We start from the raw sequence: 22,560 nt of genomic DNA, 5'->3' as shown, positions 1-22,560 counted from the left end.
CCTTCCATGTAGTCCACGCTGTCGCCCATCGGGTGCTCCTGCCCGCAGTCGGTGCAGGTGCGGATTGCGACGCCGGCTTCTTCATCGGTCCGCAGCGCGAAGGCCCGGCACCCGCAATCGCATTTGGACGCAGCAAACCGGACGGCTTCATGGCGATTCGCAACGCTGTAGCTGCGCAGCTCGGCTTGGGTGTCGCCGGACGTCGTCCCGTACCAGTATTCGCCTTTCTTCGTCAGTGCCATTGATACTGCTCCATTCTTCAAGGTGGGCTTCCGGCAGGCCTGACGTCAGGCTCGCCCCTGAGCTGGATTTTGCCTGGAGGCCCGGTTCTGGAGAGGAGTACGGCTTCGCAGCGGTCGGCGGAGAATGCCTGCTTCGCGGCGAACGGAACAAATCATGCGATGGCTCTGGGGCGCAATTGGCATGCTGGCGCTGGGGCTGCAGTCCGCCGACGTTGCTTCGGCTGAGGGCTTGCCGGCAGACACCGAGGGCTTCCGCGCCTTGGTCGAAGTTCGCATACCTATTGGCACGCAACTCGACGTGGGCAAGTCGAGCCTCGAGGCGCTCGGCTTGAAATGTGCCCCTTTCGAGAGCTACGACGCGGAAGCGAAGACGGCCCGCATCAGCCTCTTGTGTTCGCGGACCGAAGGTTGGCTCGTAGCCAAGTCGTGGCTCGTGGACGTGCAGCACAAGGACGGTCGCGTCAGCTCCATATATGCTTTCGTCGCGCTCACGGGATCGTGAGCGTGGAGACCCAGTTGGAGAATCCGCGAATGAGTGCCCTCAAGCAGATCTGGCAAGCGCTCATCTCGGCGCTCGGGCAGTTCTTCGCGACCTACTCTTGGATCGAAATCGTCGAGGACAAGCAGGATCGCCTCGTCCTGAGCGTGAATACCCGTCATGTGATTGCCGACAAGATCAGCCGTCTTGTCTCTGCAGCTGGGCGAACAGTTGCCAGTTTCGAAGCCATTCAATCCATTGAGGTGCAGCACTGCCGCAACGGCAAGAGACTCGAATGGTGGGTTGTCAGCCTTCGCCTTCTCAGCGAACGTCGGCTGCGGATCGGCAGGACATCAGACGAAGTTCAGGCGTCGATTGCTGCGGCGCACTTGGGCACCAATCTAGCTGGCGTTCAGCCAGTCGCTCTTCAGCTTGACCATCCTTTCGCCAGGTCCGGTCTTCTTTGCTTCTACTCGGTAGTAGTGAGTGGGCTTCGGAACGAACGGCATCTTGGCCTCCAAGCTTCGAAGTCGCGAGACAAAAGCCGGATCGGTATCTGATGCGCCGAACAAGAAGGTCGGTTGAAGAAACACCTTGCGACCGCCAATCGACACCCCAAGTCTGCTTCCGCGTTCGAAGTGKGTTCTGGACTCACCGTGCGCGGGATTTGGCATCGATTTCCACTCAAACGAATACGACACGTACAAGCTGACCGGCCCCAGCGATTGCTTGGGCCGCTGCTCGTCCGCGAGGGCGAACTCAACCGCATCCGCCAGTCGATCCGTCTGTAGTTCCCAGTTATGAAACCCRCCAGAAATGCTTGTCACTGGCCCAAAGGCCTCGACAGCTTGGGTTCGGGTCGCCTCAACTACCGCCGCATCGGTCCACTGGCTCGATCCCCAGAGCGTCAGTCTGAGCGGCGACCCAAGCTCCGAGATCGTCTGCTCATCAAGGAAGGATCGCACTGATTCCCAAGCCCTTCGAGGAAGTCTTGCCCTTGGCCCCTGACCATGAGAAACAGATTTCGGAGGGTGATACGCGATCATGCTCGTTCAGAAGACAAGGGGTAGCGGCTCTGGTGCGTCGAAGGATACCTCCACGCTGGGGTAGCGAATGTCTGCTTGCGGGCGCCAAGTTTGACGGCGCGAATTTCCGTAGAGGGTCGATAGCTCCGCTTCGCGGTTCGCGACAGCAGCCATTCGAGCAGGTCAGCACTGCCGTCGCGGCACCGTCCGCCAGGCCCATGACTGAGCAGCTGCAAAACGATTCGCGATGAACGGCTCCTTCTGGTGAGAGCTGTCGTTCGGCGGGCGGACCCGACCGACCGCAACCAGTCTGAAGCGGACAACGGCTATGCAGCGATTGCCGCCGGCCGCGCGGCACGACCGAATGCCGCCACTCGACCAGCGCCAGTCGCCCGCGATCGGATGCTTTGCTGTGACGGACACAAGAACAGGACGAACCGAAGTGAACCCACGCCCTGCAGCGAAGCATTCATGAACTGTGAGGCGTGATAGCTTTGAGCAAACCAGACTTCAGCATCTCTCGACGCAAATCGTAGCGAGCCAACGCCTCGATGACGTCGATCGCTGCAAGGTGAGCGAAGTCGTTGGCTTCCCAGTTCGAGCGCTGCACTCGCACCGAGAGCAGGTAGTCGTCACGTAGCTGCGCGGTGGCGGGGTCACGTCGCTGTGAATAGCCGGATGCGACCACGGTTTGGGCCTTCGGAAGGGCCGCGAACACTTCGCCAATGAGCCGAAACAGGATGCCGTGCACGTGTTCCGCGTAGAGGCGTTGGACCTTGGTTGCAGTCAAGTCCTTAACCGACAACTTGAGGCCCCGCGCCGGGACTGCTGCGAGCTTTGTCGGCATGTCTTCGAGTTCAGGGAGATCCACGTCAAGCATGACCCGCTCGCCGTCATCCTGGATGTCCAAGGCGACCTGGGTCTCGCGCGGCCACGTGATGTCTTGAAGGCTTTCCTCCAGAAACGACTCCATCGCCCCAACATCTTGATAGATGAGAGTTTCGACCAGTGACTTGCGCCCTGCCATCTGAGCGGCGAACTCGGCGTTCGCTCGCTGCCACTTCGACGCGGCATCACGATAGTTTTCTACGTCGGCATTGTTGGCAGCTTCGACGCGGAGCCGGCGACTGCTAAAAAGCTTGTCGAGTATCCCGAGCTTTCGCGGCCGTGGCACGGTGGGCTCAGCTTCTCCATACGCGCGAGGCACGAACTTTGGCTTGATGCGCGGATCTGGTGTGTCGTAGTGCAGCCGGCCGAGCAATTCAACTTGCTCGTTAATCTCATCGCACTTGCGCTGGATGAGGCCGAGGATAGCTTCCTTGTTCTGCTTCTTCGCCACCTCGACCAGATGCTCCGGCATCGCGGCGCCTGAAGGGTCCTGGAAGTACAACGTGCCGTCATCGCGGATGCCGCAGGTCATTGAGACCGAGGTCGTCGCGCCACTCGACTGTCGCGACTTTGTTTCCGAGCCCCCGGATAGCTTTCCTCGCGAGGACAGCCCAGTGCTCGGAATGCCCGTGTTGAGGAAGGTGCCTCGCTTGCCAACGCCAACAGAAGCCCCCCTTGGACCAAACGTCCAACTCGACCCGGTCCCACTCAAGTTCCATCGGACGCCCGGTGCGAGCTTGATGGATTTGCGAAATCGCAGCGCCACCCTTTGTCCTCCTCACTGTTGACGACCACTACCCTGGGTAAGTGATTGTCGGCGAACTCCCATCGGACATCCAAGGTGATCTTCCAATTACTCCCCCGTTTGGCTGCTCGCGCAGCAGCTCCCTGAGACGGGTCTTGTACCCTGGCAGCGATACTGAAGCGCCAGACTCCGGAGCGGCTTCAGAGTGTTTCGCTACGCGCGCAAGTTGAAGAGGATGAACTCGAATCATGCGAGCGACGCTTTCCATCGACGACGACATCCTGGCTACCGCAAAGCAGCTCGCAAAGCGAGATCGCAAAACCGTTGGAGCGGTCATCTCCGCGCTCGCGCGGCAAGGCTTGGCGCAAGCAGCGCCCGCAGCACGAGTGGAACGAAATGGCGTGCCGCTGCTGCCGAGCCACCGTGGAGCGGCCACAGTCACTCCGGAACTCGTCAACCAGTTGCGCGACGAACGGCCGTGACCTTCGATCACTTGAGCTCAGTTGCGATCCTCGCGCGATCAGGGCCGCCACACAGCTCCTGAATCCGCCTCTGTCAAGTTCCAAGCGCGCAGGCGATCTCTTTGGCAGATGACGGTATCTGCAAAGGCTTTACCCCTGGTCATTTGTACGCTCCCTTTGCGATGAGAAGTCAGCGAGGCTGCGCGCCTAGTTGCACAGCCATTGACGAACAGACTCAGGGAAGAATCCATGCAAAGCACTACGCACGCGCGTCGGCGCGGAAAAGCGCATTCCATTTCGATTGCAGCCCTGCTTGGTGCTGCACTCATCCACCTCCACTCTCGAGCCCAAGGCGTGCCACCACCGCCAGAATCGCCGGGGCAGTACGCGGATGCAGAGATTGAGCTTGGGAACAACTACGCGCGCTACTACGGACCTGAAGTGGGGCATTACACGCAGAGCGATCCAATCGGCTTGACTGGGGGAATTAACACATACACCTACGCAGACGGGAACCCACTGGGTTTTATTGATCCAGACGGACTCAAGATGTACCCCGATAGCTTCTTGGGGCCGCTTCCACTGGACGGGTACTACATGTCACAAATGACGCAGACACGGTGTGGACTTGTCCCGCCATCCCCGCCCGGTATCGATATAGTGAAGAACATGACCCTCGCAAAGGGAAATATCAATCCTGTCTGGTTCAGGAACATGGTAAAGAACAAAGGCCCATGGGACTACAAGCAGCGAGGGGCTGTATATCAAGACTTCGGCAACTTCAACTATGGTGCCACGGGCAGAGCGTTTGGCTTTCCTCGTCAGACTCTTCTGCAAGAAGCAGGGAGAGCACAACGAGCTGCCGGGACATCACGTCCTGAATGGGGAGTCCCACCGAGCATCATGCTCAATATCTACGGCGGTGTGCCACCATACGGAGATGACCCAGATGACCAAGATCAAATCAATGGCGGTATGAATTTTTGCCAATGCATGGGATATCGATGATGCGCGCCCTTCTGGCAATGCTTTTTTCAATCTTGACAGCCTGCTCGCCGATCTTCGATGACAGCGATTGCTCGGATACGTTGGTGAGCGCGACTACATCTGCGGATGGGAATCTTGTCGCGAACACGATTCGGCGCGACTGCGGAGCCACGACGGCATTTTCGAACATTGTTTTCCTGAAAAAATCGGCAGGTGCCAAAGGCACGGATGGAAAGTGGGGGGAGAAAGTTTATGTCTTGCAGGGTGAGGCGAATGTTACCGTCGAATGGAGCGGCAGAAATCTGAAGATCAAGGCGCCGCCATCGGGAAAGAATGTCTTCTTGAAAAGGGATGATTGGGCGGGGATCAAGATCACTTACGAGTAGCATGAGAAATATTTCAGTGACTCTCACGGCATTCTTGATGTGGGTCGGCCTGGCTACGGCAAGTGGGTTCTTCGTGGGAGCAATGAGCCCACACGGAATGGCCGGATTCATCTATTCCAGTGTGCTACTCGGGGTTGTTGGCGGAATCGCATTCCCGGCCCTCTCGAACCTCATGGGACTCGATCTTGAGGTACACCCAAGAATCTACGTTGGTGGAGCGATTGGGGCGGTGTTCGGGGCTCTTTCGTTTCCCATCAGTACAGTCATTGCGGAGCGCACCCTCCATTTCCCCCGCGACGCTTTCCAACTTGTCATGTTCGCCTACTTATGCGTCTTGGGTGCATTGCTCGGATGCTTGGCGATGGTGGTCAAGCGCAGTATGAAAAGGCTGAACAGCGCGCCCCGTTCGTCTTCCGGTTCCACCGCAACGCCGGATAACTAAAACCCCCGAGCCCCCAGCACCGGATTCTCCTCATACAACAACGCCCGCATCCCCTCCAGATCATCCTTGTGGATGATCTCGATCGGAAACGCGCTCACGGCGGGCGTCTCGCCACGATGGACCAGAAGCTGGCGACAGAAGTCGTGCCTGGCGGGAAGAAGGCGCTCGAACTCATCCGGATCTAGCCCGTGATGATCGGGCGAAGCGTATCGATCTCGCTCACGATGAAATCGAAGAACGCGGCAACGCGCGGCGTGTGGCGCAACTCCGGGGTCGTCAGCATGCGCCAGTTGCGCGTGAGTTCGGCGACCGGCTCGATCACCCGCACGAGATCGGGTTCTGCATCGCCCAGGGCGATCGGCAACGGCGCCACGCCGATCCCCGCCTTGGCGGAATAGACCAGGCCCAGCACGCTGTTGTTGCGTGCGACGAGCACGGCGTCTGGCGCGATCTTGCGCAACCAGCCCGCGATGCGGTGCTTGGCCATCGTGTCGTCGAACCCGACCAAGGCATGCTGGGCCAGGTCTTCAACGCGCTGCGGGCGCCCGTGGCGTTCGATGTAGCTCGTGCTGGCGTAGACCGCCCACACCGAATCGCCGATCTTTCGCCCGACGAGCCCGCCATCGTCGGTGTCGCCCGAGCGAAGCGCCACGTCGGCTTCGCCCTTGGCCAGGTCGATGTATTTGTCGCTCATCACGAAGTGCACCTGCAGCGCAGGATGACGCTCGCTGAACCGCTGCAGCAGCGTCGACTGGGTGATCCGGTAGACGATGGGCTCCGGGCAGGTCACGCGGATGACACCCGCCACGTCGGCGGCAGCGATCACCAGGTGTTGCTTGAGCGCGGTCACCGCGTCCTCGACACGCTGGGCATGCGGCAGCAAGGCTTGCCCGAACTCGGTCAGGCGGTAGCCGCTGGGCTGCCGCTGCACCAGGGCCTGGCCGAAGCGGCGTTCCAGTTCGGCCAGCCGCCGCTGCACCGTCGACTGGTCCAGGCCGAGCGCGCGGCCCGCCGCGAGCGTGCTGCCGTGCTGCGCCACGGCCAGCAGATGCTTCAGGTCGTCCCAGTCGAAGTCTTGAGGGGTATGCGCCATTGCGGCTCCCATTCTGCAGCTTTGCGGCTTACGTCGACGCGTCCCGACTCGTACGCTGGACGGCATGAACTCATCCGAAACAGGAAGCCAGGCCGCCAAGGCCGTGGTGCGAGCGCAGTGGGACGCGGCGGCGCCGGGCTGGGATGCGCATTCGCCACAGATCCGCGCCTGGTTGCGCCGTTCGACCGACGCGATGATCGCGATGGCCGGCGTGAAGCGCGGTGCGCGCGTGCTCGACGTGGCCGCCGGGGCCGGCGACCAGACGCTCGACATCGCGGAGCGCGTCGGGCCTGCCGGCGCCGTGGTGGCCACCGATCTGTCGCCGGCGATCGTGGCGCTCGCCGAAGACCGCGCACGACGTGCCGGCTTCACGCAGGTGCACTGTCGCGTGGCCGACGGCGAGGACCTGCAGGTGGAGGCGGCCTCTTTCGACGCGGTCGTCTGCCGGCTCGGGCTGATGTTGTTTCTCGACCCGCTGCAGGGCCTGCGCGAAATGCACCGCGCACTGCGGCCCGGCGGTGGCGTGGGCACCGTGGTGTTTTCGGCCCCCGAACGAAACCCCTGCGTCGCGATCCTCGTGGGCACGGCATGCAGGCATGCCGGGCTGCCCGCGCGCGACCCCTGCGCACCCGGCAGCCTGTTCAGCCTGGGGGCGCCCCGCCGCATCGACGCGCTCTTCGTGGAAGCCGGGTTTCGCGATGTCGCGACCACCGCGATGGATGCGGTGTTCCGCATGCCTTCGGTCGACGACTACCTGGCGTTCGTGCGCAGCTCGGCGAGCCCGATCCTCCAGATCCTCGCGGGGCTGGGCCCGGCCCGTGCCCAGGCCGCATGGGACGACATCCGGGAGCAACTGCGGGCCTTCGACACGCCCACGGGCTGGGAAGGCCCCAACGAACTGCTGATCACGGCGGCGCGCCGGCCTTGAGGACCCCATGACTGACTTCAACCCTCTCGCGCATGCAGACCTCGGGGCGCAGCGCCGCCGGATGCTGCGTGCAGGCCTGACGACCGTCGCCGCGCTGGCCGCGCTGTCGCTCGGGCGCCGGGTGCATGCGGCGCGCGACGGAAGCCTGCGCATCCTGTGCAGCGGACCGGCCGGCAGCATCCCCGACCTGGTGGCACGCGCCATCGGTGACCAGTTGCCCGCCACGCTCGGCCTGCGTGCGCTGGTCGACAACCGCCCCGGTGCTGCGGGCCAGCTCAGCGTCGGCGCCTTGAAGAACGCGGCGGCAGACGGCTCGACGCTGTTGCTGGCGCAGGGCGCGATCGCCACCGTGTACCCGTTTCTCTACAGCAGGCTCGGCTACGACGCGGCCGTGGACCTGCAGCCCGTGTCGCTGGCCGGCGAGATGTCGCTTGGCCTCGCGGTGGGCCCGGCGGTTCCCGCGGAAGTGACGACGCTCGCGGACTTCATCGCATGGATGCAGGCACACCCGGCGGAGGCGAACATCGGCTCACCCGGAACCGGCACGCTGCCGCATCTGCTGGAGGCCATGCTGTTCCACGAGACAGGGTGCACCTGGCAGCACATCGCCTACCCGGGCGGACCGCCGGCGCTGACCCAGCTGCTCGGCGGGCAGATCGCCGCGCTGGTCCTGCCCGAAGGCCTGCTGCGCCAGCACCATGCCGGCCAACGCATCCGGGTGCTCGCGACCTCGGGCGCCGCTCGCAGCGCGTACCTGCCGGAGGTGCCTTCGTTCGTCGAACAAGGGCATCCGCAGCTCGTGGTCAAGGAATGGTTTGCCTTCTTCGCGCCGGGCGGAACGCCGAAGGACACCATCGCGCGCCTGTCGGCTGCGCTGCAAGAGGCGATTGCCGGCCCCGCCGTGCTGGCGGCGTTTGCACAGGCAGGAATGACGCCGGTATCCAGTTCACCGCCGTCGCTTGCGGCCCGCATCGCGACCGAGCAACGGCTATGGCAGCCGATTCTTCGCGCCTACGGCATTCGCGCCGACTAGCGGCCGCCGCGGTGAAGCTGATGACTATTTGACGTCGGGAAACGCGGGCCAGGATGCAGGGTTGTCGCACAGAGACAGCTTCGGATTCTGCGCAACGATGGTCGCTGCAGGATTCGGATCGGTCAGCGCCCCTGCGTCGTCACTGCCAGTCACGGTGAGGTTCAAGGTATTGACGGGCGCGGTGTATGCGCCGGCACCGCTCGTGGTATTGGTCAGAATGCCACCCGTGCCATGGGCAAAGGATCGCCCGAGCAGACTGACATTGGCGCCCAGTGTCAGATTGGCATTGGCAGCCTTGGATTGTGTCGAGCCGTCGAGGGCACCCAGATTCAATACGCCCTTGCTCAGGTTCGCGATGCTGATTTTCACGTCGCTGTCGACGACCACATTGTCCAGCGTCATTTGAATGATGCTCTGCGTATTGGCATACGCCGTGTCGGCGTGCAAGCCACGGAAGGTGACATTGCCGGCACCGACCAATCCTGCTGACTTGTTGCTGGGGATGTTCATCATCCGGACGTTGCTCATGACGATGTCATGGAAATTGGGAACCAGCCAACCCAGACCCGGGTAGGGATCCGCCGCAGGACTTGTGTAGTACTGCTCGAAGATCAGAAAGTCCTTGATCCCGCGCATGCAAGCGCCGTCGTAGTAGATGTTGCTGACATCCCCACCGCGTGCTTGCCCGCTCTTGATGCGCAGGCCAACGAGACCCATGTCGGTGGCCGCGTTGTTGCCGTCGTAGCCGCCATCGAAATAGTTGTCGTAAATGTGAATGTTGCGAACACCGGCGTTGGTCGGGCTCCCGATGGACAGACCGTGACCGGTGTAGTTGTGGTTGTGGGCGACCACGATGCCAAAGGTCCGGTTGGAAGAAACATCGCGATCGCCATCAATGCCCCACAGCTTGCTGGCACCGCTCGCAGCGCCTTGCGCGGCTTGAGGCCGCGGGTCGGCCAGCCCCCCTTTGAAGGCGACGTTGTCATCGGACGGGCTGAGGTAGTTGTAGACGATGGCCACGTTCTTCACATAGCCGTCGAAGTGGACGGAGCCGCTGGACGACGTGCTGCTGCCAGTCTGGAGCTTGGCGAACGCCGGGCCGCTGGCCACGCTGGGGTCGACGCCATCGGTGTTCTTCACACCCGTCGAACTGGCGTCGATGGTGGCGCCTGTGTAGAGCTTGGTGTAGGAACCGCTGACACCATCAAAGGCGTCGTTGTTCATGCCGACGCCGGCTTGATTCGCCGCATCTGGCAGCAATGGGGTTTTGATCTTGATGCCCCACACCGTCAGGCCATCCACGCCGTCCGCCTCGAACGTGAAGAACGTGCTGTTGCGCAGCGTGATCTGGTAGAGCGTCAGGTTCTTCGAATGCTGCATCCAGACCATGCCGGGGTTGCCCTGGAAACTGTAGGGGCCACCGCCGATGTCCTTGTTGCCGTGGTAAGAAATGTCCCACCAGTTGGATGTCACCCAGCGTGCGCAAGCCGGTGTTGCACTGGTGCAGCCCGGGCTTGTCACCGTCACGCCATTCGGGACGCTGCTGGCTTGCCGGTTCACCACGTAGGCGATGGCCGGCGTCGTGACGATGGTCTTGCCCATGGCAGTGACGACGTCGCACGCGGTGCCTTCGGGCGCGAGTTGGCCGCTGCGGTACGCGGCAATCGTGTTGGTGCAGCTGAACTTCGGTGTGACCACGCCGGTGATGTTGCTGCCGGAATAGGTGAAGCTCTCCGTCGTCCCGGTGGCCCAGCGAATGAGCGGATACAGAGGCGATGAACTGATCAAGGGCATGTAGCCGYGCGAGTCAATCGAGCCCGTGCCGACGATCGCTGCATTGACGGTGTAGCTGCCGCGAATGAATGCGTAGCAGTTTTGCATGCCACTGACGCCAGCAAGCGTAGCGTCTCCCGCGTTCACCGTGCCAGCGGGTGCCGGCAAGCCGGCCGGATTGTTGATGGCGGCGCCGCAGGTAATGGGGTTGGGGCGATCCTGCGCAGACTTGTCATACAACACCACGTCGCGGCTGGCAAACAGCGTGACGCCGTCATCAACCCAAAGCGTCACGCCCGAGGGCAACACCAGCGGACCGGAGAGAAAGGCGTTGCCCGCACCACTGCCGTTCTTGACCAGTCGCACCGCGAAACGCTTCGGTTTGAGCGCGGAAAGTGCCTCGCCGGAAGCGCCGGCGATGTTGACCAGCGGCTGGTTCGCAGCAGTTTGCAGGCTGGCCGCCAATTTATCGGCTATCGCGATCACGGCGCCGACTTGGGCGTCCACGGCAACACCGCAAGCATCCAGCGCAGCCTGGATTCTGGCTTGATCGGGATTGTTCAGCGCCGTACTGGCGCCACCCAATGTCGCCGGGGTCGGGTCCGCGCTGCCAGGAAGCGAACCGTCCGAATTCTTGACCAGGGAATTGCTGGCTTGCAGCGTGGCGCAGACCTGGCTGCCTTGCGGCAGTTCTGGCGCTTCCGGCAGGTTCGTATCGTCGGCGTAACGCGCACCACCACCACCGCAACCGGTCAGCGCAAGGCTGAGCGCAATCAGGGCGAGCAGGCATTGACCAGTGAACTGTGGCATGGGATTCCTTGCAACGATGTGGGCGAGGACGAGGCCTGCACCGAGTGATGCGAGCGCTGGGTGTTGCCTTGGGCGGCGGCACAACATGTCTGACAACTTTATTATTCGTCGCCAATTTGTAAAACAAATATAGGGAAAATACCAAAGCTGTCTGGCATATTTGCGGGCCTGTTAGGATTGCCGCTCCCCCATTGCAAGTGCCGACGCCCGCGCGACACAGTTCGCCACACCCGCAATTCGATGAGCGACTCCATCCTGCAAATCAGTGGTGCCGGCTCGCTCCCGGACCGCATCTATGCTCACATCGTCGAAGCGATCCTGCGGGGCGACTTTTCGGCGACCGGCAAACTGCCAACCGAAGGTGAGCTGGCGAGCCAATTTGCCGTTTCGCGCCCGACCATTCGCGAAGCGCTGGCGCGCCTGCGCTCCGATGGCTTGATCGATTCGCGGCGCGGCTCCGGCAGCCGTGTCGTGCGTCAGCCGGGCTCGTTGGTGCCGAGTGCGACACCCATCAAAAGCCTTGCCGATATCGAGCACTACTACGTTTTTCGCTGCTGCGTCGAGGGCGGTTCGGCAGCAGGCGCCGCCGAATTCCACGATGCCGACGACTTGGCGGCCATCCGCGCCAGTTTCGACGCGCTGAGTTTGGCCATGGAGAGCGGCAAGTCCGGCATCGACGAGGACGTCAAGTTTCACATGGCGATCGCGCGTGCGTCACACAACCCGTTCTTCGTTGCCACCGTCGAGACCAGCATTGCGCCGATCCGCCAGTTCATGGAGCTGGCGCGCAGCGTCACCGACAAGAAGAGCGTCGAACGCGTGCACATGAACCAGACTGAGCACCTGGCGATTCTCGAGGCCATCGCGCGGCGAGCGCCGACCGAGGCGGCCGAGGCGACCCGTGTGCACATACTGAATGCCAAGCGGCGCATCTTCGAGAGGACGTTGTTGCCTTGAGATGCCGCCGCACCAGGTCGAGCGCGATGCTGTCTGCGGTCACCTCTCAGTTAGTGCGCGCATCGGCGTGCTCTCGCTGCAGTTCGAATGGCAGCCACAGCGCCATCTGGCCCTTGTGGAGCACGCGGCGGATGCCGTTGCGGCTCGCGGGCGGCTGCACGAGCTCAACATTTCGTCCGAAATAAATACACATTTTTCGGACGAGCAGGCCTTGCCATTTGTCCGAAAAACACCTACAAATATCGGACAAACCGCCACCCCATGTTCGATCTCAAAACCCGCATCTCCGCGCTTGTCGACGCCACCGGGCCCAGCCAGGTCTGGGTGCCGACCGACTTCGCCCAACTCGGAAGCCGCGACGCCGTCGACAAGGCACTGCAGCGCATGGTTCAGGCCGGTGAACTGCGCCGCATCGACCGCGGCCTGTACGACAGGCCGGTGCTCAACAAGCTGACGAAGCGCCCCACCTCGCCGGACTACCGTGCCGTGGTGGAAGCCATCGCCCGCCGCGACCATCTGCGCCTGCTGGTGGATGGCATGACCGCCGCCAACGACCTCGGCCTCACCGACGCCGTGCCGGCCCGCGTGACCATCCACACCGACGCTCGCCGGCGCGCCATCCAGCTCGACAAGCTGAACATCGAGTTCAAGCACACGGCGCCCAGCCGCCTCTACTGGGCCGGGCGCCCCGCCATGCGCGTCGTGCAGGCGTTGTACTGGTTGAAAGACACGCTGAGTTCGGATCACGACCGCATCCTGGGCCGACTCTCCAAGGTGCTCGCAGACCCGACCCACGGAAGCGCGATCGGCCAGGATCTGCTCGACGGCTTCAGCGTGCTGCCTGCATGGATGCAAAGCCTGGTTCGCGAACTGCCCGGCTGCGATCCGCAAGCGGCATGGAACGATTCACCGCTGCCAGACGACATAAGCAAGCCCGTCGCACGTCGCAGACAGGCAAGCACGCGGAGAACACTCGTTGAACCCAGCCTTCAAAGCCGTCATCGGCGCCAGCGACTCCGACCGACGTGACCTGTTTCTCGGCACCGCGGCCCGCATGGGTACCGCGGTCCAGAACGTCGAGAAAGACTTCTGGGTCTGCTGGACCCTCGACGCGTTGTTCAACGGCCTGCCAACCGGCGGACCACGACTGCTGTTCAAGGGCGGCACATCGCTCTCGAAGGCCTTCCGGCTGATCACCCGCTTCTCCGAAGACATCGACATCACGGTCTTCCGCAACGACCTCGGTCATGCCGCAGAAGTGGCCGAGCTGGACGCCTTGAGCGGCAAGAAGCGCCGTGCGCGGCTCGACGCCATCCGAACTGCGTGCCAGGACTACATCGGCGGCCCTCTGAAAGAACAGTTCACCGACATCAGCGCCTCCAGCATTCCGGATGGCCGCTTCCAACTCGAACTCGACCCCGACGACTCGGATGGCCAGACGCTGCTCTTCTGGTACCCCGCCGTCACCGCAACCCGCGGCGACTACATCCGTTCCGCGGTCAAGATCGAGTCTGGAGCGAAGTCCGCGCTGGACCCGAATGTCGCGGCGACGGTGTCCCCCTACGTGACGCAGGATCTTGCCGATCAGAACCTGTCGGTCGCGAACATCACCACGGTGAAGCCCGAGCGCACGTTCTGGGACAAGGTGATGATCCTGCACGGCCTGCGGCAGTGGCATGACCGACGAGGAGAACTGCGGCATGGCGGGCAACGGATATCGCGTCACTACTACGATGTGCACCAGTTGATGCAAGCCGGATCGGCATCGCAATGGCAGGCCGACCATGCCCTGGCGATCGACTGCGCACACCACGCTCGACTGTTCTTCGGCAGCACGGATCTTGGGCTCGATACGGCGGTGCGCGGGACGTTCACGTTGGCACCCGGCGTCGTCATGCGAGAGGCCCTCGCCAGGGACTACGACGCGATGGCCGGAATGGTCTTCGGCGATGTCCCCGCCCTCGATGCAGTGCTTGCCAGCGTGCAACGGTTCGAGCAGATCGCCAACCAGGCCATCGCAGAACCCTAGAACCCCCGAGCCCCCAGCACCGGATTCTCCCCAAACAACAACGCCCGCATCCCCTCCAGATCATCCTTGTGGATGATCTCGATCGGAAACGCCGCCCCGTCCGCGAGCGACGCGAAGCGCTGATCAACGATGCCGTCCTCACTCAGCTGCGCGAGGCTCGATGCCCCATCGACCCGGCACGACTTCACCACCACCAGCCGCTCCGCATTCAGCCGCCGCGCCAGGTCCAGCGCAATGCTGTCCGAGGTGACCTCCCAGCTGGTGTGCGCGTCAGCGTGCTCGCGCTGCAGTTCGAACGGCAGCCACAGCGCCGTCTGCCCCCGGTGCAGCACGCGGCGGATGTCGCTGCGGCTGGTGGCCAGCTGCAGCGCGGGGTTCAGCGCGTTCAGCTGGTAGGCCGTCTGCGCCATCGCCAGCACCGCCATGTTGTGCGCGGCCAGGTCGTTGAACTGCCAGTGCGATTGCAGCCGCCGCACCTCGTCGGCAAAGGTGCCGCCGCCGCACACCAGCGTCACCCGCCCTCCCCCCAGTTGCGCCAGCAAATCGAGCCACTGCGGCAACACCGGGTCGGCGCACAGGCTGCCGCCGAGCTTGACGATCCACATCAGCGCAGCTCCATGTCGAGCAGCATCGCCACCGCCACGCTGGGCGCGCACACCTGCGCCCAGCCGGCCACGCCGGGTGCGGCGCCGGGGCCGATGCGGGCCAGGTCGGCGCCATACGAGCGGCAGGCACACGCGGCACCGTGCGCGCTGGCCAGCACGTCCGGCACCAGGAAGTCGCCGCAGCCCGCACTCACGACGACGGCATCGGCCGACAGCCCGTGCATCGCCATCACGCGGTGCAACTGCGTGCCCAGCTCGTCCACCTGCGCGGCGCGCCAGTCCTGCGCGAACACCAGCCACTCGCCATCGCAGGCATCGCGCGCGTCCATGCCGATCATCCGCGCCAGCCGCTTGCGCGTGGCCGGCAGGTCCTTGGGCGCGTTGTCGGCGCTCGGGTACAGGTCGTGCGCCGGATTCAGCTCGCCGGTCAGGCGGTACACGTCGGCCACGGTCGCGAAATACTCGTTCATCACGTTGAGCTGCTCGCCGCGCCACGCAATCTGCCGCGCCAGCCCGCACAGCGGCGTGCGCACCACGCCCTGGTAGACGAGCTCGCCGGTGGCCAGGCGCTGCACGTCGCTGCGCGCCCGCGTGACGACCTGCCCGTGCTTGAACGCGATGATGTCGGTGGTGGTGCTGCCGATGTCGACCAGCACCCCATCGCCCAGTTCGCGCGCCGCATGCAGCGCGGTCGCCAGCCAGTTGGCCGATGCGATGTGCTCCCACTCGGCCGCCACGCGCTCGCTGCCGCACCAGCCCTGGTCACCGGCAAAGAACTGCACCGGCGCGCCCGGCCATGCATCGCACAGCAGCGCCGCGATGCGCTGCACGCCTTCTTCGCGGTGCTCGAACAGGTCGACCATCTCGCCCGTCATCGTCACCGCGTGCCGGGCCTGCGCGGCCGCGGGCCAGCGTTCGCCGGCGGATTGCAGCGCGCGCTCCAGGTGCTCGATGCCCTGCCACAGCGGGCAGGCCCATTGCGCCACGTCGATCACGCGGCCCTGCTGCAGCAGGCAGGCCTTGACGTGCGCGCCGCCGATGTCCCAGCCGATGACGGTGGCCTCAGCCATCGCTGCCTTCCGCGCGGACGACGGCGTGGTCGCGCAGCAGTTCGGCGGCGAGGTTGCGGCCCAGCGACGCCGACAGGCCCACGTACGCGCAGGTGACCCGCGGGTTCACCTCGATCACCACCGGCCCGCAGCGCGGGTGCCACACCAGGTCGATGCCGACGAAGCCGCGCAGCCCGGGAATGGCCTTCGCCACCTGCTTGGCGAGGCGCGACAGCACCGGCCCGCGCTCGCCGTCGACCGCGATTGCGTTGACCTCGACCCCGTCGAACGACAACGCGCCCGCGCCGTCGACGCTGATGCGCTGCCGGTTGACGCTGAGCAGCTCGGTGCGGTCGGCGGTGCACAGCATCGACACGCTGAGCGGCTCGCCTTCCACCCACGGCTCGATCGCCATCGGGCTGCCGGCGGTCGAGCGCCGGTCCCAGTCGGCCAGCGCGTCTTCCTGCGAGCGGTGCACGCGGGTCGCGACACCGCCCGCGCCGTCATCCGGCTTCACCACCCAGCGCTCCACCTCCGGCACATGCTCGAAGGCGAGCGGCGTGGCGACCCCCTGCCCGGCCAGGCGCAGCAGCGTGGCGCGCTTGCCCGATGCCACCGCGATGGCGGCCGCCGAGCAGCCCAGCCAGCGCGCAGGCCCGATCACCTGCTGCATGCGCGCCAGCAGGCCGCCGGTCTCGGGCGCGACGATCCAGGCCACGTCGTGCAAGGCCGCCTGACGCTCAACGAAATCGAAGGCCGCTTCGCCGGCCCGCGGCCGCACCGGCTCGGCATTGCCCGGCACGCGCGGCGCGCGCGCGCTGGCGGCGACCGACAGCGAGACGCCGTCGACCTGCAGCAGGTCCTGCGCCAGCGCATCGCGCATCGACAGGCCCAGCGGCAGCAATTCCGCGGCCGCCGCGTCGTCGTTGACCGATGCGTCGCCGGCCGACGGGATGAGCCCGCCGCCGCTGAGATACTCGTACACGAACACGCGTTTCATCGATGCTCCCGATCCATTCGACATGACTGTCATTCCCGTGATCGACCTGCTGCAAGGCCAGGTGGTGCGCGCACTGCGGGGCGACCGGCAGCACTACCGCCCGATCGTCTCGGCGCTGTGCGCGAGCAGCGATCCGCTCACCGTCGCGCGCATCCTGTGCGACCACTGCGCGGCGCGGCAGCTGTACGTCGCCGACCTCGATGCCTTGCAAGGCGGGGTGGGCCACGTCGCCGTCGTGCGGCAACTGCTCGAAGCCCTGCCGGACCTCGAGCTGTGGCTGGACGCCGGCTTCGCCGACGTGTCGGAAGCCCGAGCCCTGTGTGCAGCGCTCGGGCCGGTGGCGCAACGCCTGGTGCCGGTGTTCGGCAGCGAATCGCTGCGCTCGCGCGCGGCGCTCGAGGCCTGCTTCACGCCGCCGGGCCGCGGCATCCTGTCGCTCGACCGCCGCGACGGCGAGCGCCTCGACGCCGCCGGTTGCTGGGAGTCGCCCGCGCTGTGGCCGCCGCGCGTCATCGTGATGACGCTGGAGCGCGTCGGTGCCGGCAACGGGCCCGACGTGGAGACCTTGCGCGAGGTCGCCGCCCGCGCACCGTACACGCAGCTGATCGGCGCCGGCGGCATCGGCAGCGAGGCCGACCTGGCGCTCGCGCGGGCCTCCGGTGCGTCAGCCTGGCTGGTGGCCAGCGCCTTGCACGACCAAAAGCTGCCGCGGATGTCGACCTGAGGGGGTTTGTCAAGGACCGTCGCGGCTGTTGCGAATGAAGCAGTGGCGTTCATGACGAGACGACACATCACGTTTCGTGCCAAGCGCGAGGGGCGCCACACGGGCGGCCACAGCCACCTCGATCGGCCAGAAACGCGACACAGTGTCTCGCTTCCGACTGGCGCAGCAGCTGCCGGACAGAGGTTTGCACGGTGTTCGCTCGTGGCACATCGCTTGCGTTGAAACAGGCGATGACCGACACCTCCGTGCCCACGCGCGCCGGCGCCACGCGCTGGACCTGCCCGTTCTGCCTGCTGCTTTGCGACACCTCCACCGTGCAGGTCGACGCGTCGGGCGCGCTGACGCTGTCGGGGCCCGGCTGTGCCTGCGCGCGGCGTGCGCTCGCGCGCTTCACGGCACGGCCGTCGACGGCCTCGCCGCGCGTGGACGGACAGGACTGCTCCCTCGACCAGGCCGTCGCGGCCGCGGCGCGCGTGCTCGCCGCCAGCCGGCAACCGCTGTTCGGCGGCCTCGGCACCGATGTGTCGGGCGCCCGCTCGCTGTACCGCCTGGCCTGCAAGACCGGCGCGATCAGCGATGCGGCCGAAGGCGCCGCGCTGATGAACACGCTGCGCGCGACGCAGGACCGCGGCAGCTTCTTCACGACGCTGGCCGAAGTGCGCACGCGCGCCGACCTGCTGCTGTGCGTCGGCGGCACGCCGGTCGACCAGGCACCGGAATTCTTCGAGCGCTGCGGCGTCGGCGAAGCGCTGGTGCCGCAGCGGCAGGTGGTGGTGCTCGGCGGCAGCACGGCTGACGACGCGGTGCTGGCCGGCTTGCGCACGCGGCCGGGCGTCACGGCGGCCTCGATCCCGCTGCATGGCGACCTGTTCGCCACCGTCGCGCTGCTGTCGGCGCTGGTCGCCGGCCGTGCGGTGCGCGACGCGCCGGCCGCGCTGCAGTCGCTGGCGACGCAATTGCAGCAGGCGCGCTATGCGGTGATCGTCGGCGAGACGCGCCGGCTGCCGCCACAGGGCGCGCTGATCGTCGAAGGCCTGCACCGCATGGTCAACACGCTGAACCGGCACACCCGCGCCGCGGCGCTGTGGCTGGGTGGCGGCAATGGCGCCGGCACGGTGAACCAGGTGTTCACCTGGCTGTCGGGCCTGCCGCTGCGCTCGCGCGCCGGGCCGCTGGGCCTCGAGCACGAGCCGCTGTGCTTCGACGCGCAGCGCCTGCTGGACGAGCGGGCGGTCGACAGCCTGCTGTGGGTGTCCAGCTTCGATCCCGAGCTGGCGCCGCCACCCACCGCGCTGCCGACCGTCGTGCTGGGCCACCCCGACCTGGCCGCGTCGCCCGCGTCGGTGTTCATCCCGGTGTCCACGCCGGGCATCGGCTCGCCGGGGCACCTGTTCCGCGCCGACGGCTCGGTGATGCTGCCGCTGTTCGCGGTGCATGACGACGGCTTGCCGACACTCGCCACCGTGGTCGACCGCATCGCAGGGGCCTTGGCATGAGCAGCCTGCGCCTGCGCGGCGGCCTGGTGATCGATCCGGCGAACGACAGCGCGCCGACGCTGCGCGATGTCGTCGTTCGCGACGGCCGCATCGCCGCGCTCGCGCCACACGAAGCGGTCGACGACGAGGTCGACGCGAGCGGCTGCGTCGTGATGGCCGGCGGCATCGACATGCACACCCACATCGGCGGCGGCAAGGTCAACCTGTCGCGACTGCTGCTGCCCGAGATGCAGCGCCGCGGCGCCGAGCCGTTCGCGCTGCCGACCAACCCGCTGGAGCTGGCCTCGTGCGGCGGCTGCACGCCGGGCACGCTGGCCACCGGTTACCGCTACGTCGAGATGGGCTACACGGCAGCATTCGAGCCCGCGATGATGGCCTCGAACGCGCGCCACACGCACATGGAGATGGGCGACACGCCGATCCTCGACCACGGCGCCTACGTGATGCTGGGCAACGACGAGCTGTTCCTGCAGATGCTGGCCGAGGGACAGGACTTCGAGCGCCTCCGCGACTACATGGCCTGGACGATCCATGCCACCAAGGCGCTCGGCGTGAAGGTGGTCAACCCGGCCGGCATCTCGGCCTTCAAGTTCAACCAGCGCAAGCTCGATGTCGACGAGCAGCATGTGCACTGGCAGGTCACGCCGCGGCAGGTGGTGCACACGCTCGCGCGGGCCTTGCGCGAACTCGGCGTGCCGCACCCGCTGCACATCCATGGCAGCAACCTGGGCGTGGCCGGCAACATCCAGTCGACGCTCGACACCATCGCCGCGCTCGAAGGCATGCCGGCGCACCTGACGCATGTGCAGTTCCACGCCTACGGCACCGAGGGCGCGAAGAAGTTCTCGTCGGCCGCGGCGCAGCTGGCCGAGGCGGTGAACGCGAACCCGAACATCAGCATCGACGTCGGCCAGATCATGTTCGGCCAGACCGTCACCGCGTCGGGCGACACGATGCGCCAGCATGCGCAGTCGGGGCTCGCGAGCCCGCGCAAGTGGATCGGCGCCGACATCGAATGCGACGCCGGCTGCGGCGTGGTGCCGTTCCGCTACCGCGAGCAGAGCTACGTCAACGCGCTGCAATGGGCGATCGGGCTGGAGATCTTCCTGCTCGTCAAGGACCCGTGGCGCGTGGCGCTGACCACCGACCATCCGAACGGCGGGCCGTTCACCAGCTACCCGCATTTGATCCGGCTGCTGATGGACAAGAGCTTCCGCAACGAGCAGTTGGCGAAGATCCACCCCGACGTGGCGGCGAACAGCGCGCTCGGCTCGATCACGCGCGAGCTGAGCCTGCACGAGATCGCGATCATGACGCGCGCCGGCCCGGCCCGGCTACTCGGCCTGCGCGACCGCGGCCAGCTCGGCGTGGGCGCCGCGGCCGACATCGCGGTCTACCGCGACCACCCCGACCGCGAGGCGATGTTCAGCACGCCCGAGCGCGTCTACAAGGACGGCACGCTGGTCGCGCACGCGGGCCGCATCACCGCGGTGCCGACGGGCGGCACGCACTTCGTCGAGCCGGAGTACGACCGCGGCATCGAGCGCTACCTGCGGCAGCACATGGCGTCGCATGGGTCGGTGAATTTCGATGCGGTGGCGATCGATCGCGACGAGCTGTGCACCTGCTGCAATGGCGGGCGCTTGCTGCCGGCCGCCCTTTTTGAGTCAGCGACATGATCGAGAACGGCGTCGCGATCGACGACAGCTTTGCCGAGGCCTTTCCGATGAAGGCCACGCGGCTGATCATCACCGCGCACAACCTGACGTGGGCGCTGAACGCCGCGGTGTCGGCCACCGGCTTCGCGACCTCGGTGATCGCCTGTGGTTGCGAGGCCGGCATCGAGCGCGAACTCGATCCCGCGGACACGCCGGACGGCCGGCCCGGCGTCAGCGTGCTGATCTTCTCGATGTCGGGCAAGGAGCTCGCGAAGCAGGTGGAGCGCCGCGTCGGCCAGTGCGTGCTGACCTGCCCGACCACGGCGGTGTTCGCCGGCATCGCCGAAGGCGAGGCCATTCCGCTCGGCAAGAACCTGCGATTCTTCGGCGACGGCTGGCAGATCTCGAAAGTCATCAACGGCGTTCGCTACTGGCGCGTGCCGGTGATGGATGGCGAGTTCGTCGCGCAGGAAACGACGGCCGTGGTCAAGTGCGTGGGCGGCGGCAACCTGCTGCTGATGTGCCGCGACACCGATGCGGCGCTCGCGGTGGCCGAGGCCGCGGTCGCCGCGATGAAGGCGCTGCCGAACGTGATCATGCCGTTCCCGGGCGGCGTGGTGCGCTCGGGGTCCAAGGTCGGCAGCAAGTACGCCGCGCTCAGCGCATCGACCAACGATGCGTTCTGCCCCAGCCTGCATGGCCTCGCCGCCCGCAGCGAGATCACGCCGCAGACGCGCTGCGTGATGGAGATCGTGATCGACGGCCTGACCGAGGCCGACGTCGGCGCGGCAATGCGCGCGGGCATGCGGGCCGGCATCGCGATCGGCGCGGCGGGCGGGTTGCTGCGCATCTCGGCCGGCAACTACGGCGGCAAGCTCGGGCCCTTCCACTTTCACCTGCGCAAGCTGCTCGCTGAGCAGGCTGCACCATGAGCGGCTGGCGCCTCACGCTGCGACACGCGCCTGCGGTGCGCGTGGACCTGCGCGGCGTGTTGCCGGCGGCGTTGGCGGGGTTGTCGGCGGCGCAGGTCGAGCAGGTGCGTGTCGGGCATGGCCGGACGCTGGTGCCGCTGGGCGAGTTCTTCGCGGTCCGGCCTGAGGGCGACGACGGCGCGCTGCGCTTCGAGGGCGACCTGTCGCGCTTCGACCGCGTCGGCTGGCTGATGGCAGGCGGGCGCCTCAGCGTCGATGGCCCGGCCGGCCACTACACCGGCGGCTGCATGAGCGGCGGCGAGTTGCGCGTGAACGGCGCGGTCGGCCTGCTGGCGGGCTGCGAGATGGCAGGCGGACAGCTCACGGTCGATGGCGATGCCGGCGACTTCGCGGCCAGCACGCTGCCCGGCAGCATGGACGGCATGCGCGGCGGCACGCTGGTCGTGACTGGCAACGCCGGCGCGCGCTTCGGCGACCGCATGCGGCGCGGCACCGCGCTGGTGTTCGGCAACGCGGGCGACTTCCTCGCGTCTCGCATGGTCGCCGGCACCATCGGCATCGGCGGGCGGGCCGGTGACCACGTGGGCTACGGCATGCGGCGCGGCAGCGTGGTGTTCGCGACATCGGCGCCCAGTATCGCGCCGACCTTCGTGCCGGCGGTGGCCGACGCATTGGTGTTCTGGCAACTGCTGGCCCGCGACCTCGCACGCCACGGCGGGCCCTTCGAGAGCTTGCCGTCGCGCACCATCACGCGCCACCTGGGCGACCTCGCGTCCGACGGCCGCGGCGAACTGATCCTGGCAACCTGAGCACCCGAGA

21 protein-coding genes and 1 pseudogene are annotated in these 22,560 nt (G+C 65.9%); 15 read left to right on the top strand and 7 right to left on the bottom strand.

Annotated elements, in window-relative coordinates; all coding sequences use genetic code 11:
* A pseudogene (locus tag ACXJLU_RS21740) lies at nt 1-242 on the bottom strand (hypothetical protein); the annotation flags it as partial.
* 154 nt (nt 243-396) lie between these two features.
* Between ACXJLU_RS21740 and ACXJLU_RS21735 the strand changes: the two are divergent.
* The gene (locus ACXJLU_RS21735; RefSeq protein ID WP_457334550.1) at nt 397-744 is read left to right on the top strand and encodes a hypothetical protein; all 348 of its coding nucleotides are present in this window, start codon (nt 397-399) and stop codon (nt 742-744) included.
* 29 nt (nt 745-773) lie between these two features.
* On the top strand, nt 774-1,280 hold the full coding sequence (locus ACXJLU_RS21730; protein WP_457334548.1) for a hypothetical protein: 507 nt from the start codon (nt 774-776) through the stop codon (nt 1,278-1,280).
* 934 nt (nt 1,281-2,214) lie between these two features.
* Here ACXJLU_RS21730 and ACXJLU_RS21725 read toward each other — a convergent pair.
* The gene (locus ACXJLU_RS21725) at nt 2,215-3,399 is read right to left on the bottom strand and encodes a DUF4236 domain-containing protein (protein WP_457334546.1); all 1,185 of its coding nucleotides are present in this window, start codon (nt 3,397-3,399) and stop codon (nt 2,215-2,217) included.
* A 227-nt stretch (nt 3,400-3,626) separates the two neighbouring features.
* On the opposite strand from ACXJLU_RS21725, the gene ACXJLU_RS21720 reads away from it, so the two are divergent.
* From ACXJLU_RS21720 to ACXJLU_RS21710, 3 genes are all read left to right on the top strand, one after another.
* Nucleotides 3,627-3,860, top strand: coding sequence for a CopG family transcriptional regulator (locus tag ACXJLU_RS21720; RefSeq protein ID WP_457334544.1), 234 nt, complete (start codon nt 3,627-3,629; stop codon nt 3,858-3,860).
* A gap of 228 nt (nt 3,861-4,088) precedes the next feature.
* Nucleotides 4,089-4,847, top strand: coding sequence for an RHS repeat-associated core domain-containing protein (locus tag ACXJLU_RS21715; RefSeq protein ID WP_457334542.1), 759 nt, complete (start codon nt 4,089-4,091; stop codon nt 4,845-4,847).
* Entirely contained in the window at nt 4,847-5,212 is a 366-nt protein-coding gene (locus ACXJLU_RS21710; protein ID WP_457334540.1) for a hypothetical protein, read from the top strand. Before ACXJLU_RS21715 ends, ACXJLU_RS21710 begins: the two co-directional genes overlap by 1 nt.
* Before the next feature lie 623 nt (nt 5,213-5,835).
* On the opposite strand, the gene ACXJLU_RS21705 is transcribed toward ACXJLU_RS21710, so the two are convergent.
* Nucleotides 5,836-6,747 (bottom strand): LysR family transcriptional regulator, encoded by a 912-nt coding sequence (locus ACXJLU_RS21705; RefSeq protein WP_457334538.1) that lies wholly within the window; start codon nt 6,745-6,747, stop codon nt 5,836-5,838.
* Nucleotides 6,748-6,811: 64 nt separating this feature from the next.
* On the opposite strand from ACXJLU_RS21705, the gene ACXJLU_RS21700 reads away from it, so the two are divergent.
* Nucleotides 6,812-7,675, top strand: coding sequence for a class I SAM-dependent methyltransferase (locus tag ACXJLU_RS21700; RefSeq protein ID WP_457334536.1), 864 nt, complete (start codon nt 6,812-6,814; stop codon nt 7,673-7,675).
* A 7-nt stretch (nt 7,676-7,682) separates the two neighbouring features.
* The gene (locus ACXJLU_RS21695) at nt 7,683-8,708 is read left to right on the top strand and encodes a tripartite tricarboxylate transporter substrate-binding protein (protein ID WP_457334534.1); all 1,026 of its coding nucleotides are present in this window, start codon (nt 7,683-7,685) and stop codon (nt 8,706-8,708) included.
* A 24-nt stretch (nt 8,709-8,732) separates the two neighbouring features.
* Here ACXJLU_RS21695 and ACXJLU_RS21690 read toward each other — a convergent pair whose 3' ends face one another.
* A complete protein-coding gene (locus ACXJLU_RS21690; RefSeq protein WP_457334532.1) occupies nt 8,733-11,291 on the bottom strand; it encodes a glycosyl hydrolase family 28 protein in 2,559 nt (852 codons plus the stop codon).
* 240 nt (nt 11,292-11,531) lie between these two features.
* Here ACXJLU_RS21690 and ACXJLU_RS21685 point away from each other — a divergent pair, with 240 nt between their 5' ends.
* From ACXJLU_RS21685 to ACXJLU_RS21675, 3 genes are all read left to right on the top strand, one after another.
* On the top strand, nt 11,532-12,248 hold the full coding sequence (locus tag ACXJLU_RS21685; protein ID WP_457334530.1) for a FadR/GntR family transcriptional regulator: 717 nt from the start codon (nt 11,532-11,534) through the stop codon (nt 12,246-12,248).
* 261 nt (nt 12,249-12,509) lie between these two features.
* A complete protein-coding gene (locus tag ACXJLU_RS21680) occupies nt 12,510-13,277 on the top strand; it encodes a DUF6088 family protein (protein ID WP_457334528.1) in 768 nt (255 codons plus the stop codon).
* Nucleotides 13,225-14,277, top strand: a complete 1,053-nt coding sequence (locus ACXJLU_RS21675; protein ID WP_457334526.1) for a nucleotidyl transferase AbiEii/AbiGii toxin family protein — start codon at nt 13,225-13,227, stop codon at nt 14,275-14,277. The genes ACXJLU_RS21680 and ACXJLU_RS21675 overlap by 53 nt, the downstream gene beginning before the upstream one ends.
* Here the strand turns inward: ACXJLU_RS21675 and ACXJLU_RS21670 are convergent.
* Genes ACXJLU_RS21670 through ACXJLU_RS21660 form a run of 3 tightly spaced genes read right to left on the bottom strand, consistent with a single transcriptional unit; the run spans nt 14,274 to nt 16,931 of the window.
* Nucleotides 14,274-14,882 (bottom strand): amino acid kinase family protein, encoded by a 609-nt coding sequence (locus tag ACXJLU_RS21670; RefSeq protein ID WP_457334524.1) that lies wholly within the window; start codon nt 14,880-14,882, stop codon nt 14,274-14,276. The two genes, ACXJLU_RS21675 and ACXJLU_RS21670, sit on opposite strands and share 4 nt — an antisense overlap.
* Nucleotides 14,882-15,952 (bottom strand): hydantoinase/oxoprolinase family protein, encoded by a 1,071-nt coding sequence (locus tag ACXJLU_RS21665; protein WP_457334522.1) that lies wholly within the window; start codon nt 15,950-15,952, stop codon nt 14,882-14,884. Before ACXJLU_RS21665 ends, ACXJLU_RS21670 begins: the two co-directional genes overlap by 1 nt.
* Nucleotides 15,945-16,931: an ATP-grasp domain-containing protein gene (locus ACXJLU_RS21660; RefSeq protein WP_457334520.1), complete on the bottom strand. Its 987-nt coding sequence runs from the start codon at nt 16,929-16,931 to the stop codon at nt 15,945-15,947. Before ACXJLU_RS21660 ends, ACXJLU_RS21665 begins: the two co-directional genes overlap by 8 nt.
* 22 nt (nt 16,932-16,953) lie before the next feature.
* Between ACXJLU_RS21660 and ACXJLU_RS21655 the strand changes: the two genes are divergently transcribed.
* The 5 genes from ACXJLU_RS21655 (at nt 16,954) to ACXJLU_RS21635 (ending at nt 22,550) form a co-directional block, all read left to right on the top strand.
* A complete protein-coding gene (locus ACXJLU_RS21655; protein WP_457334518.1) occupies nt 16,954-17,655 on the top strand; it encodes a HisA/HisF-related TIM barrel protein in 702 nt (233 codons plus the stop codon).
* A 230-nt stretch (nt 17,656-17,885) separates the two neighbouring features.
* On the top strand, nt 17,886-19,151 hold the full coding sequence (locus tag ACXJLU_RS21650; protein ID WP_457334516.1) for a molybdopterin-binding domain-containing protein: 1,266 nt from the start codon (nt 17,886-17,888) through the stop codon (nt 19,149-19,151).
* Nucleotides 19,148-20,830: a formylmethanofuran dehydrogenase subunit A gene (locus ACXJLU_RS21645; protein WP_457334514.1), complete on the top strand. Its 1,683-nt coding sequence runs from the start codon at nt 19,148-19,150 to the stop codon at nt 20,828-20,830. Before ACXJLU_RS21650 ends, ACXJLU_RS21645 begins: the two co-directional genes overlap by 4 nt.
* Nucleotides 20,827-21,741, top strand: coding sequence for a formylmethanofuran--tetrahydromethanopterin N-formyltransferase (gene fhcD / locus ACXJLU_RS21640; RefSeq protein ID WP_457334512.1), 915 nt, complete (start codon nt 20,827-20,829; stop codon nt 21,739-21,741). Before ACXJLU_RS21645 ends, fhcD begins: the two co-directional genes overlap by 4 nt.
* Entirely contained in the window at nt 21,738-22,550 is an 813-nt protein-coding gene (locus tag ACXJLU_RS21635) for a formylmethanofuran dehydrogenase subunit C (protein WP_457334510.1), read from the top strand. Before fhcD ends, ACXJLU_RS21635 begins: the two co-directional genes overlap by 4 nt.
* Nucleotides 22,551-22,560 lie beyond the last annotated feature (10 nt).

The sequence above is a fragment of the Rhizobacter sp. P5_C2 genome (genome assembly GCF_054049715.1).
Note: the sequence above shows the minus strand (reverse complement) of the source record. Positions and strands in the feature narration are given on the sequence as shown.

Bases quoted from the DNA above. Each gene is read 5' to 3' on its own strand.
- ACXJLU_RS21735 (WP_457334550.1), top strand. From the start codon at position 397: ATGCGATGGCTCTGGGGCGCAATTGGCATGCTGGCGCTGGGGCTGCAG.
- ACXJLU_RS21730 (WP_457334548.1), top strand. From the start codon at position 774: ATGAGTGCCCTCAAGCAGATCTGGCAAGCGCTCATCTCGGCGCTCGGG.
- ACXJLU_RS21720 (WP_457334544.1), top strand. From the start codon at position 3,627: ATGCGAGCGACGCTTTCCATCGACGACGACATCCTGGCTACCGCAAAG.
- ACXJLU_RS21715 (WP_457334542.1), top strand. From the start codon at position 4,089: ATGCAAAGCACTACGCACGCGCGTCGGCGCGGAAAAGCGCATTCCATT.
- ACXJLU_RS21710 (WP_457334540.1), top strand. From the start codon at position 4,847: ATGCGCGCCCTTCTGGCAATGCTTTTTTCAATCTTGACAGCCTGCTCG.
- ACXJLU_RS21705 (WP_457334538.1), bottom strand. From the start codon at position 6,747: ATGGCGCATACCCCTCAAGACTTCGACTGGGACGACCTGAAGCATCTG.
- ACXJLU_RS21700 (WP_457334536.1), top strand. From the start codon at position 6,812: ATGAACTCATCCGAAACAGGAAGCCAGGCCGCCAAGGCCGTGGTGCGA.
- ACXJLU_RS21695 (WP_457334534.1), top strand. From the start codon at position 7,683: ATGACTGACTTCAACCCTCTCGCGCATGCAGACCTCGGGGCGCAGCGC.
- ACXJLU_RS21685 (WP_457334530.1), top strand. From the start codon at position 11,532: ATGAGCGACTCCATCCTGCAAATCAGTGGTGCCGGCTCGCTCCCGGAC.
- ACXJLU_RS21680 (WP_457334528.1), top strand. From the start codon at position 12,510: ATGTTCGATCTCAAAACCCGCATCTCCGCGCTTGTCGACGCCACCGGG.
- ACXJLU_RS21670 (WP_457334524.1), bottom strand. From the start codon at position 14,882: ATGTGGATCGTCAAGCTCGGCGGCAGCCTGTGCGCCGACCCGGTGTTG.
- ACXJLU_RS21665 (WP_457334522.1), bottom strand. From the start codon at position 15,952: ATGGCTGAGGCCACCGTCATCGGCTGGGACATCGGCGGCGCGCACGTC.
- ACXJLU_RS21660 (WP_457334520.1), bottom strand. From the start codon at position 16,931: ATGAAACGCGTGTTCGTGTACGAGTATCTCAGCGGCGGCGGGCTCATC.
- ACXJLU_RS21655 (WP_457334518.1), top strand. From the start codon at position 16,954: ATGACTGTCATTCCCGTGATCGACCTGCTGCAAGGCCAGGTGGTGCGC.
- ACXJLU_RS21650 (WP_457334516.1), top strand. From the start codon at position 17,886: ATGACCGACACCTCCGTGCCCACGCGCGCCGGCGCCACGCGCTGGACC.
- ACXJLU_RS21645 (WP_457334514.1), top strand. From the start codon at position 19,148: ATGAGCAGCCTGCGCCTGCGCGGCGGCCTGGTGATCGATCCGGCGAAC.
- fhcD (WP_457334512.1), top strand. From the start codon at position 20,827: ATGATCGAGAACGGCGTCGCGATCGACGACAGCTTTGCCGAGGCCTTT.
- ACXJLU_RS21635 (WP_457334510.1), top strand. From the start codon at position 21,738: ATGAGCGGCTGGCGCCTCACGCTGCGACACGCGCCTGCGGTGCGCGTG.